General features: G+C 69.5%; 10 protein-coding genes. 4 read left to right on the top strand and 6 right to left on the bottom strand.

Features of this window, described 5'->3' with window-relative positions:
- Positions 1-125: 125 nt before the first annotated feature.
- A complete protein-coding gene (locus ABD154_RS06235; RefSeq protein WP_198498967.1) occupies positions 126-350 on the bottom strand; it encodes a hypothetical protein in 225 nt (74 codons plus the stop codon).
- Positions 351-462: 112 nt separating this feature from the next.
- Here ABD154_RS06235 and ABD154_RS06230 point away from each other — a divergent pair, with 112 nt between their 5' ends.
- Positions 463-927, top strand: a complete 465-nt coding sequence (locus ABD154_RS06230; RefSeq protein WP_344250621.1) for a MarR family winged helix-turn-helix transcriptional regulator — start codon at positions 463-465, stop codon at positions 925-927.
- Between the two features lie 86 nt (positions 928-1,013).
- On the opposite strand, the gene ABD154_RS06225 is transcribed toward ABD154_RS06230, so the two are convergent.
- Complete coding sequence (locus ABD154_RS06225) at positions 1,014-1,529, bottom strand: GNAT family N-acetyltransferase (protein WP_344250619.1); 516 nt, start codon at positions 1,527-1,529, stop codon at positions 1,014-1,016.
- Complete coding sequence (gene msrB, locus ABD154_RS06220) at positions 1,530-1,958, bottom strand: peptide-methionine (R)-S-oxide reductase MsrB (RefSeq protein ID WP_198498964.1); 429 nt, start codon at positions 1,956-1,958, stop codon at positions 1,530-1,532.
- A 146-nt stretch (positions 1,959-2,104) separates the two neighbouring features.
- Here msrB and ABD154_RS06215 point away from each other — a divergent pair, with 146 nt between their 5' ends.
- On the top strand, positions 2,105-3,304 hold the full coding sequence (locus tag ABD154_RS06215; RefSeq protein WP_344250617.1) for an alpha/beta hydrolase family protein: 1,200 nt from the start codon (positions 2,105-2,107) through the stop codon (positions 3,302-3,304).
- Positions 3,305-3,372: 68 nt separating this feature from the next.
- On the opposite strand, the gene ABD154_RS06210 is transcribed toward ABD154_RS06215, so the two are convergent.
- Positions 3,373-6,192: a penicillin acylase family protein gene (locus ABD154_RS06210; protein WP_344250615.1), complete on the bottom strand. Its 2,820-nt coding sequence runs from the start codon at positions 6,190-6,192 to the stop codon at positions 3,373-3,375.
- Positions 6,193-6,252: 60 nt separating this feature from the next.
- On the bottom strand, positions 6,253-7,149 hold the full coding sequence (locus ABD154_RS06205; RefSeq protein WP_344250613.1) for a DUF817 domain-containing protein: 897 nt from the start codon (positions 7,147-7,149) through the stop codon (positions 6,253-6,255).
- 158 nt (positions 7,150-7,307) lie between these two features.
- Here ABD154_RS06205 and ABD154_RS06200 point away from each other — a divergent pair, with 158 nt between their 5' ends.
- Both ABD154_RS06200 and ABD154_RS06195 read left to right on the top strand, forming a co-directional pair.
- The gene (locus tag ABD154_RS06200; protein WP_344250611.1) at positions 7,308-9,092 is read left to right on the top strand and encodes an N-acetylmuramoyl-L-alanine amidase; all 1,785 of its coding nucleotides are present in this window, start codon (positions 7,308-7,310) and stop codon (positions 9,090-9,092) included.
- 118 nt (positions 9,093-9,210) lie between these two features.
- On the top strand, positions 9,211-9,918 hold the full coding sequence (locus tag ABD154_RS06195; protein ID WP_344250609.1) for an NAD-dependent epimerase/dehydratase family protein: 708 nt from the start codon (positions 9,211-9,213) through the stop codon (positions 9,916-9,918).
- Between the two features lie 89 nt (positions 9,919-10,007).
- Here the strand turns inward: ABD154_RS06195 and ABD154_RS06190 are convergent, their stop codons facing one another.
- Positions 10,008-10,556, bottom strand: a complete 549-nt coding sequence (locus ABD154_RS06190) for a dihydrofolate reductase family protein (protein ID WP_344250607.1) — start codon at positions 10,554-10,556, stop codon at positions 10,008-10,010.
- Position 10,557 lies beyond the last annotated feature (1 nt).

Genomic DNA, 10,557 nt, shown 5'->3' with positions numbered 1-10,557 from the left:
CGGCCTCATGCGCGTCGGTGCTTGTGTGCTTGTGCGCTTCTGCGCGTCGGTGCGGGGGAGCGTTGGCGCGGGGGCAGGCGGGGAGCGGCGCCGTGTGCGCGCCGGGTTGGCGGGGGAGCCGGGCCTCAGTCGTCGGTCGGCGGCTGCGGGGTCTTCGCGACGACGTAGGAGTGACCGGCGGCATCGGTGCGCATCTCGAGGCCGAGGGCGTCGAGGCGCTCATGGCGCAGGTGCTCGTCCTCGAAGTACCCGCCGGGGCGCGAGCTGTCGACCTGCGCGGGGCCGACGATGCGGCGGAAGAAGGAGTTGAGCCAGGCGACGCGGCGCTGGGGATCGTGGTGCTCGGTCATGGAGGTCCTCCTCGACGGGATCGCGCCGGGACGGTCCCGGTGGATGCGACGAAACTGATGACTCAATAGTACACTGAAGATTAGTGCACTAACTAATCGTGGGAGGACACTCATGGACCTGGATGATCCGCTGGCTCTCGAGAGCCAGATCTGCTTCGCACTCGCCGTCGCCTCGCGCGGGGTGATCTCCGCGTATCGGTCGGTGCTCGAGCCGCTGCGCCTCACCCACCCGCAGTACCTCGTCATGCTCGCCCTCTGGCAGCACGGCAGCCTGCCGGTCCGCCGCATCGCCGAGCTGCTCCGCCTCGAACCGGCGACGGTCTCACCGCTCGTCAAGCGGCTCGAGGCCCTCGACTACGTCACGCGTGAGCGCAGCGCCAGCGACGAGCGCGTCGTCGAGGTCACGCTCACCCCGACCGGTGCCGATCTGCGCCGGGCCGCCGAGGCGATTCCCGGCCAGATGATGGCCAAGCTCGACATCGACGAGGCGGGGGTGCGCGATCTCCATGCGACGATGACCCGGATCATCGCCGCCGTCGACGCCTCGAACGCGAGGGATTCCTCAGCGGCCTCGTAGACCTTTCGGCCCGGGCACCCGGAGCCGTCCAGACCTCGGATGCCCCCGGAACCGTCCATATCTCAAGTGCCCGGGGCGACAGATGCTCAGCCGGCCGGGGTCGCAGGCCGCGACATCGGCGTGTGCTCGATGCCGTCCTCGTCGAAGCGGGGACCGTTCGAGGCGAAGCCGAACCCGGTGTAGAACCCCTCGAGATGGGACTGGGCGTTGAGCGTGAGCGGCAGATGCGCGAACTCGGCGACCACCTCGGCGATGAGCCGCCTGCCCCACCCCTGACCGCGGGCGGCCGGATCCGTGACGACCCGGCCGATGCTGCGGGCCCCCGGCACCGCGGCCGGCCCGTCGGCGAAGCCCTCCGGGAGGATGCGGGCGTACGCGCGCGGCATCAGGCTCACCCCCGCCTCGGCGCCGTGGGAGTCGGGGATCGTCCCGCCGTCGCCGGGATGGAACGCATGGAGCGTGCCCGGCAGGGTGTCGACCCCGTCGAGGTCGAGGAACACGCAGTCCTGCTCGACGACGAAGACCTGGGAGCGCAGCTGGAGGATGCCGTAGAGCTCGGCCGTCGTCAGCTCTGCGAACGGCTTGATGACGAGCCCGCTCACTTACGCATCCTGCGCGTCCTCGTTGAGCCGCAGCGAGATCGAGTTGATGCAGTAGCGCTGATCGGTGGGGGTGTCGTAGCCCTCACCGGAGAACACGTGGCCCAAGTGGGAGTCGCAGTTCGCGCAGCGGACCTCGACCCGCTCCATGCCCATCGAGGTGTCCCTGATGTAGCGGACCCGATCCTCGGCGAGCGGAGCGTAGAACGAGGGCCACCCGCAGTGAGAGGCGAACTTCGTGTCCGAGGGGAACAGGTCGGCCCCGCACGCCCGACACTGGTACATGCCCACCGTCGTCGTGTCGTTGTACTCGCCGGTGAACGGACGCTCCGTGGCACCCTGACGGAGGACGGCGAACTCCTCCGGGGTGAGCACGTCCTGCCAGCGGACCTCCTCGGTGCCGTCAGCGGCGGGGGTGGGAGTATGGCTCATGGTGACCTCCGGTCTCATTGCTCGGTGCGGTGGTGTCCATTGTCCCACCACCGGGACGGCACGGGCCCGACGCTGCGGCGCCCACGACTCTTCCATGAGGTCAACAGCGTTTGGAGAGATCTCATTCCGTGGGAGAGAATGACACCATGGCACGCGACTCTCAGTTCCCCACACGCCTGCTGCTGGCCGCAGTCGGCGTCGGCGCCGGCATCGGCGCTGTGATCTCAGTGGCTTCCTCGGGACTCGCCGCGTACTTCGCCCGTCGCATCGTCGTTCCCGAGAACGCCCCAGAAGAGCTCGACATCCTCCACATCGACGGCTTCTCCCCGAACATGCGCATCCACCTCCCGGCCGACGAGGAGACGACGGTGCCGGGCCTCTACGGCCTCTACTTCAACCAGGGGGCCGGGCACGCGGTGATCGGCGACATCGTCGAATACGATCCGCGCTCGCGCACCGTCTCCCGTGAGGTCGTCAGCGTGACCAAGGGCGACATCCGCCGCGCCCGGCACGGCCGCTGGACGGGCGTCGTCTACCCGGACCCGCTCGCGGCGGGAGTGAAGTTCGAGGACATCGACCTCGAATCCGACGCCGGGATGCTGCCGGCCTGGTACCTGCCCACCGACCATCCCGAACCCCGCGACACGTGGGCGATCCTCATCCACGGACGCGCGAGCACGCGCGCCGAGGGTCTGCGGGCGGCCCCCGTGCTCAACACGCTCGGCGTGCCGGCGATCGCGATGTCCTACCGCAACGACGCCGAGGTGCGCATCGAGTCCTCCTCGCGCTACGGCCTCGGCGACACCGAATGGATCGACGTCGACGCCGCGATCGACTTCGCGCTCGCCCACGGCGCCCGCAATGTCGTCCTCTTCGGCTGGTCGATGGGCGGGGCGATCGCCTTCCAGGCGGCCTCGCGCGGACGCAACCGCGAGCACATCGCCGCCCTCGTCCTCGACGGCCCCGTCGTCGACTGGATCAACGTCCTCGACGGCCAGGCGAAGAAGAACATGCTCCCGACCCCGGTCGCGAAGCTCACGCTCGAGATGATCACGCAGCCGTGGGCGCGCCCGATCACCGGCCTCGAGACCCCGCTCGACCTCGGGCGGATGGACTGGGTGACCCGGGCCGCGGAACTCGATGTGCCCGTCCTCCTCATCCACTCCGACGACGACGAGTTCGTTCCGTCCTCACCCTCGCACGCCCTCGCCTCGGTCCGTCGCGACCTCGTGACGATGCCCCCGTACGTCAAGGCCCGGCACACGAAGGAATGGAACGTCGACCCCGTCCGATGGGAGGACGATGTCGCGAACTTCCTCGAGACGAAGGTCCTCCCGCACGACTGAGGGTCCGGCGCCCTGCCGCCGGTGTCCGGTGGCCCCGCGGTCCGCGCCGAGGTGCGGCACGGCACCCGTCACGGCGTGAGGACGAGCGTGTCCTCGGCGGCTGCGGCCACCGCCGCCGGTGAGTACGCCCACGGCCGGGTCCGATTCGCCGCCCAGTCCTCCGTCTGATCGGCGTAGTTCGGGTTGAACGCATGACCCGAGGCCCCGGTGAGGTTGATCCACCGCGAGCGGTCGAAGTCCCCGACGTCGATGATCTGCCGCATCGACGGCACCCAGTCCGTCTTGAAGCCGACCGCGGCGTCCCAGCCGGTGGCGTTGACGACGCCCGAGCCGCCGGAGACCTCGAACGGCCCGCGGTTGAAGAGCTTCTCCACAGCGGTGATCCCCGATTCGCCGAGGCTCGCGTTCCTGATCGTCAGCTCGTGCAGGGTGCCCCACCGCCAGGTCACCGGTTCGGGCCCGAGAAGGTCGGCGGTCCGGGTCCACGCCGACCCGAGCGCGCGGGTGAGCGCTTCGTCCCGGCCGGTGACGTCGGCGTCCGACCACCACGGCGACTCCGGTTCGGTGAGCAGATCGTCGATGACGAGATACCAGCGGCTGCCCCCGGAGGGACGGACCTCCGCCGGCAGCTTCGGGGCGAACACCTCGGCGAGGATCGTCGAGACGACGACGTTGAAGTATGCGGCCCCCGCGCTGTCCGCGGAATCCCGGCCGTCCCAGGTCCGCAGCATCTCCTGGGCGGCTTCGATGTCGGGGTCGCCGTTCGCCTCGAGCGCGAGCAGCCGGGGCACGAGCGTGTCGGCCAGGGGATTGCGATCATCGCCCTGGATCGCCGCGAAGTCGTCGGCGCTCACCGGGCCCGCCGCGATCGCCTCGGTGAGGAGGTCGGTGATCCGGGTCGCCCGGTCCCCATCGTCGTAGTCGTCGCCGAGGCGCACGGACTCGCCCGGCCGGGTGACGGGGTTGTTCGCGGTGACGATCCACCCGCGCTCGGGATTGAGGGCCGAGGGCAGCTCGTCGAAGCCGATCCACCCCTGCCAGTCCTGGTCCGAGTCCCACCCCTGGCGGGGGAGCATGCCGTCGGCGGTGCCGCGGCGGGGGATCTTCCCCGGCGCCTGGTAGCCGATGTTGCCTTCGACGTCGGCGTAGACGAGGTTCTGGGAGGGCACGTCAAAGAGTTCGGCGGCGGCTCGGAACTCCTCCCAGTTCGTCGCCTTGTTGAGCGCGAAGATCGCCGAGGCGGTGCGGCCGGGGGTGAGCGCCGTCCATTCGAGGGCGAGCTGGTAGCGAGCACCGGCCAACCCGCTGTCGGCCGACGGGGACTCCGCTCCGGTCGTCGAGTCGAGGACCGTGCGATACGTGTCGTCGAGGCCGGAGACGATCGGGCCGTGCTTCGTCTCCCAGATCGTCATCGTCCGCGGCTCCTCCTTCGCGATCCGGATCGTCTCCTGCCGTGTGACGACGCGTTCCCTCTCATCGTCGTAGATCGCATCGGCGTCGTCGATCCGCTCGACGACGAGGTCCGTGACATCGGGACCGAGGTTCGTCATGCCCCACGCGATCGACTGATTGTGTCCGATGACGACCCCGGGCAGACCCGAGAACGAGAATCCCGAAACGTCGAACGGGCACTCAGGCGTGACCTGGGAGCACCGCAGCCCGACCTGATACCAGACCGAGGGCATCGCCGGGGACAGGTGCGGATCGTTGGCGAGCAGGGGCGCACCCGTGTCCGTGAGCGCACCGGAGACCACCCACGAGTTCGATCCGATATCGCGGCTGTTCATCCCCAGCAGGCCCGGGATCTCCCGCAGGCGGGCATCGAGTTCGCCGAGGTCCTCCGGCAGGGTGCCGTCAGACGCGGGACCGGCGGTGGGCCCGGCGGTGGGCCCGCTGTCAGGGGTGACGGATCCGCCGGCCTGCGGGGCGCTGTCATCTCCCGCCGAGGTGGTGTTCGGGTCGCCGGAGCTCCCCGCCGAGGTGGTGGTCGGGTCGCCGGAGCTCCCCGCCGAGGTGGGGCCTGGGTCGTCGGCGGTGGCTGAGCTCCCGGAGGTGGTTGAGTCGCCACCGGTCGCGGACTGGCCGTCGGGGGGATCGTCGGCGGGGGCCGGCGGGGCGTCACCGGGCGGGCCGTCGATGATCGTCGGTCGCTCGTCGTACGGATAGTCGGGGTAGATGTCGGCCATCTGCTCCTCGGTGAGCGCCGCGCTGGTGATCGCCCGGTCGATCTCGTCCTCGAGGTTCGACCGCAGGTCCCACGCCATCGCCTTGAGCCAGGCGACGCTGTCGGCCGGCGTCCACTCCTCGATCTCGATCGGTCCGGCCTGGAGGCCGAGGATCCCGTATTCGAGGGAGACCTCGGTGGGGGAGCGATCCTTGAGGTAGGCGTTGACACCCTCGGCGTAAGCCTCGTAATAGCCGAGCGTCGTCTGATCGAGCTGGGCGACCTCCTCCTCGGCGACCCTGCGCCAGCCGAGGGTGCGGATGAAGGCATCCGTGCCGTACTGCGAGGGACCGAAGTACTCCGAGAGTCGCCCCGCAGTGACCTTGCGTCGGAAGTCCATCTCCCAGAACCGGTCCTGGGCGTGGACGAAGCCCTGGGCGAGGAAGAGGTCGTGCGCGGTCGAGGCCTCGATCATCGGGATGCCGCTGCCGTCCCGGGTCACGGTGACCTGCGCGTCGAGTCCCGGCAGGCTGATCTCCCCGTCGGTCGTGGGAAAGGAGCGGCGGACGACGACGATGCCGAGGAGGACGGCGAGGAGGACGAGGACGACGAGACCGGCGAGGACGCGGAGGACGATTCTCCTGCTCAGGTGGAGATAGGTGCCCGACGGCGGGCGCATGGCCGATTCGAGTGCGCTCGGCGCGTCCGGTTCCGCGGCAGCCATGAAGTCCCCTTCGACGTCGTTGGTCCCGAGTATAGGTGCTCACCGGGCCGGTGGCGCTGATCAGGAGGGGCGGTCGGCGGAACCGCGGTGCGCCGTCGTCTCCGGGGGCCGGGGCGGGTAGACGAACGTGACGAGGACGACGGAGATCATCATGAGGAGGAACCACGCGACGAGCTTCGTCACGGGCACGAGCTCCCAGCCCTCGGCCTGCGAGGGGTAGAGCCACGCGCCGGCCGCGGTGCCGATGTTCTCCGCGATCCAGATGAAGAACGCGACGAGGACGAAGGCGAGGAGGATCGGCATGCGCAGGGTACGGGTGTGGACGCGGAAGTGCATGACGCAGCGGAAGTAGACGACGACGGTGGCCGCGACGAGGAACAGGCGGATGTCGATGACGAAGTGGTGGGCGAAGAAGTTGACGTAGATGGCCACGGCGATGAGGGCGGTGATCCACCTCGGCGGGTAGTGGCTGAAGCGGAGGTCGAAGAGCCGGTACACGCGGACGATGTAGGAGCCGACGGCCGCGTACATGAACCCTGTGAACAGGGGCACCGCGCCGATGTGGAGGACGCCGCCGGGGGCGTAGTTCCACGAGCCCACCGCGGTCTTGAAGAGCTCCATGACCGTGCCGACGATGTGGAAGAGGACGATGACGAGGAACTCGCGACCGGTCTCGAGCCGGAAGGCGAGCATCCCGATCTGGATGAGCACGGCGATGATGACGAGGACGTCATTGCGGGCGACCGGCGCATCGGCGGGATACCACCACGAGGTGAGGATGATGGCGGTCAGCATGAGCGCCCCGAAGAGACACGCCCAGGCCTGCTTGATCCCGAAGGCGAGGAATTCCCGCAGCCCCGCGGGGACACGGGTGAGCCAGCGGTTGGCGACGGTGTCGAGGAGCACTTCGAGCCGCGTGAGCTCACGACTGCGCTGAAGGTCGCTGGGCTGGGGCATGGAGGACTCTCACGGATCGGGCGGGAGGGGACCACAGAAGCCTACCGCGCGGTCATTTCGGGCGGCGAACCTGCGCGGATTCGGTGTGAGAGGGTTCACAAGTCACTCTCAGCTGAGGTATCGTCGCAGCCGTGACCGAGCGAGGAAGCAGGATGCCCATGAGAGCTCTCTCCCTGACCGTGACCGCCGTGACCACCACCCTCATCGCCGCGTCGATCGGCGTGCCGGCGCTCGCCGCCGACGCCCCCGAGCCCGGACTCGGCTCCGCGCCGTCGAGCAGTGCGCCGCCGAGCAGTGCTCCGGCGGGCGGCGAGGACGACTCCACGCCATCTCCCGACCCCACATCTGCGCCGTCCTCAGCGCCCGCCTCGGCGCCGGATGCGTCCTCCCCGGACTCCTCCACCGGCTCCACGGCGGGCGGGGGAACGGCCGTCGACACGTACTCCGCTGCCGTCAGCGACGTCGAACGGATCGACCTCGACCCCGCCGAGGTGACGATCCTCGGCGCCCGCTGGAACGGTGAGGATCCCGAACTCGAATTCCGCTCGGAGACGAACGGAGCCTGGACAGGCTGGGAGGACCTGCCGGCCGCAGACGACCCGGGCCCCGATGAGTCCTCGCCGGAGGCCGCACAGTCCACCGACGCGGCCGGGGAGTCCGAGGCCGTACCCGTCCTCGACGCGACCGCGGTCGAAGTCCGCGCCTCCGCCGCCGGTGCGGCAACGACGGACCTGACGATCACGACCGCCGCGACCCCGGTCACCGACGCCGACGAGTCACTCGCCAAGCGACCCGATCCGGGAACGCCGTCGGGCCTGTCCCCGCAGAAGTACAACGAGGGGCCCAAGGCCAACATCATCACCCGCGCCGAATGGGGTGCCGATGAGAGCCTCGTGCGCTGCCAGTCGGATCAGACGTCGAGCGCGAAGGGCGTCTTCGTCCACCACACCGCCGGGTCGAACTCGTACTCCGAGGCCGAGGCGCCGGGCATCATCCGCGGCTACCTCGCCTACCACACGCAGTCGCGGGGCTGGTGCGACATCGGCTACAACTTCCTCGTCGACCGGTTCGGCAACATCTACGAAGGCCGGGCCGGCAGCATCGACAAGGCGATCACCGGGGCGCACGCGTCCGGGTTCAACTCCTCGACGATCGGGGTGAGCGTGCTCGGCACGTACACGGGATCGGCGCCGAGCTCGGCCGCGCAGAAGGCCGTCGAGCGCGTCATCGCGTGGAAGGCGAACACGTACGGATTCTCCCCGACCGGATCGATGACCCTGACCTCCGGCGGAGGCGGGACGTCGAAGTACCCGGCAGGGCAGAAGGTCACGCTCAAGACCGTCTCCGGGCATCGGGACACGAGCTACACGGACTGTCCGGGCGGGGCGTTCTACTCCCGGCTCGGGGCGATGAGAACGAATGCCGCGGCGCTCCAGGACGACCTCGGCTACTCCGTCGGCGGGGCGATCGGGTCGTACTACCGCGCCAACAAGGCCGCCACCGGTGAGCCCACGGGCCCCGAGCGGTCCCTGTCGAACCCCGACGGGGCGTACCAGTTCTTCCAGAAGGGCGTCGTCTACTGGTCGAAGTCGACCGGCGCCCACCTCAACAAGGGCGGCATCCGCTCCGCGTATGCGGCGCTGAAGTACGAGAAGGGGCTGCTCGGATTCCCCACGACCGACGAGGTGACGTTCAGGTACCGCTCCGATGCCGTCTACCAGGGGTTCGAGCACGGCATCATCACGTACTCGGCGGCGACGAAGGGCCAGCCGCTCAGCTACGGGATGCTGAGCAAGTGGAAGGAGCTCGGGTGGGAGCGCAGTCGGCTCGGACTGCCGACGACCGGCGAGTTCTCCTCCGGCGGCAAGACCCGCCAGAACTTCGAAGGCGGCTACATGACGTTCACCGCGAGCGAGGGCGTGCGCGTCTTCTACTCGAACTGAGCGGGGCGCGGTCGGGTCTCCGATTCGGGGCGGCCTGCGCGATCGTCGCTGGACAGTCGTGTCAGGGCGGTCGTGTCTGCGCAGTCGTCTCGGTACGCCGGGGTCATAGACTGGGCCGATGCGCATCCTCCTCTTCGGTGCCTCCGGTTGGGTCGGCACGCATCTGTCCGCCCACCTCGGCACCGCGCACGAGATCATCGGCGTCGTCCGTGCACTGCCCGACGGTCCCGTCGCCTACACCCCGCTCGTGTGCCCGGACTGGGTCGATCATCCCGAGACCGTCAAGGCGGGGTTGGCCGACCTCGGCGCCGAGGCGGACGCCGTGATCGCCGCGATCGGTGGCTGGTCCGTCGGTGACCCGGTGCTCACCCGCGGGCTGACCGCGTTCGACGAGGATTATGCCTCTCACCTGCGCGGACACTTCACCGCTGCGAAGATCTCGGCCGACCTGGGCGTGGGGACGCATCTCGCCCTCAACGGGGTCGCGAGCATCGAGGCCCTGAGCGGATCGGGGGCGATCAGCGTCTTCGGCGCCGCCCAGTCGATGCTCATCCGCGTCGCCGATGCCGAGACCGCCGACGTCCGGTTCCGGGAGCTGACGATCCTCGCCCCCGTCTCCGGTGATGACCGCAACGACCTCACCGGGGGAGTGGAGACGATCGACATCGCCGAGGTGAGCGCCGCCGCGGCAGCGATCCTCGAGCGTGGCGGGATCGCCTCCGATGAGTCCGGGCGCACGGGTTCGCCGGGAGGAGAGGGCTCGTCGGCAAGCGCGGATTCGTCGGGTGGCGAGGAGATCGTCACCTTCCTCTCACCGGGGCGGTGATCGCGCGCCCGGTGGCGTGTGTCGACTGCGTCGGCGCGGACGGGACGACCGACCGCCTCGGCGGGGTCACTCCATGGACGACGCTGAGGTCACGCGCGCACGTAGCGGATGATGACCTGGTCGTCGCGCTGTTCGACGCCGCGGACGCGCAGCGGGATGTCGGCGTCGAGGGCGGAGAAGTGCGTGCCGGGATCCTTGAGGTAGCGCGGGGAGATGCTCAGATGCAGTTCGACGCCGGGGCCGTGGTCGAGGAGACGGTAGGCGAGGTTGGGGCCGGATTCGCAGAGGAGCATGTCGCCGGTCGTCTCGAGTCCCGCGATCACCTCGGGCAGGCTGTCGGGGGTGAAGTGGACGGCACGATAGTCGAGGCCGCGCTCCGCGAGCTGCTGAGACAGGACCTCAGCGTCGGATTCCGTGAGCACGTAGACGGGGGTGTGCTCGAGCACCTTGCCGGGCGCGTTGATCATCGGCAGCTGCGGGTTGAGTGCCGTGCGGCGATCGATGAGGATCGCCCCGGCCCGCCTCCGCAGGCCGACGAAGTACGTGAAGTCCGTGGGCGTCGACACCCCCGTCGACCACCCGTCCTGGGCATATGCGCCGTTGATCGACTGCACGAGGGAGATGATGACCTCTCGCATG

Origin of the sequence: Brevibacterium sanguinis (assembly GCF_039528855.1) — a bacterium.
GTDB classification, from domain to species: domain Bacteria; phylum Actinomycetota; class Actinomycetes; order Actinomycetales; family Brevibacteriaceae; genus Brevibacterium; species Brevibacterium sanguinis.
Note: the sequence above shows the minus strand (reverse complement) of the source record. Positions and strands in the feature narration are given on the sequence as shown.

Coding starts and splice junctions, on each gene's coding strand:
- ABD154_RS06235 (WP_198498967.1), bottom strand. CDS start 350: ATGACCGAGCACCACGATCCCCAGCGCCGCGTCGCCTGGCTCAACTCC.
- ABD154_RS06230 (WP_344250621.1), top strand. CDS start 463: ATGGACCTGGATGATCCGCTGGCTCTCGAGAGCCAGATCTGCTTCGCA.
- msrB (WP_198498964.1), bottom strand. CDS start 1,958: ATGAGCCATACTCCCACCCCCGCCGCTGACGGCACCGAGGAGGTCCGC.
- ABD154_RS06215 (WP_344250617.1), top strand. CDS start 2,105: ATGGCACGCGACTCTCAGTTCCCCACACGCCTGCTGCTGGCCGCAGTC.
- ABD154_RS06210 (WP_344250615.1), bottom strand. CDS start 6,192: ATGGCTGCCGCGGAACCGGACGCGCCGAGCGCACTCGAATCGGCCATG.
- ABD154_RS06205 (WP_344250613.1), bottom strand. CDS start 7,149: ATGCCCCAGCCCAGCGACCTTCAGCGCAGTCGTGAGCTCACGCGGCTC.
- ABD154_RS06200 (WP_344250611.1), top strand. CDS start 7,308: ATGAGAGCTCTCTCCCTGACCGTGACCGCCGTGACCACCACCCTCATC.
- ABD154_RS06195 (WP_344250609.1), top strand. CDS start 9,211: ATGCGCATCCTCCTCTTCGGTGCCTCCGGTTGGGTCGGCACGCATCTG.
- ABD154_RS06190 (WP_344250607.1), bottom strand. CDS start 10,556: ATGCGAGAGGTCATCATCTCCCTCGTGCAGTCGATCAACGGCGCATAT.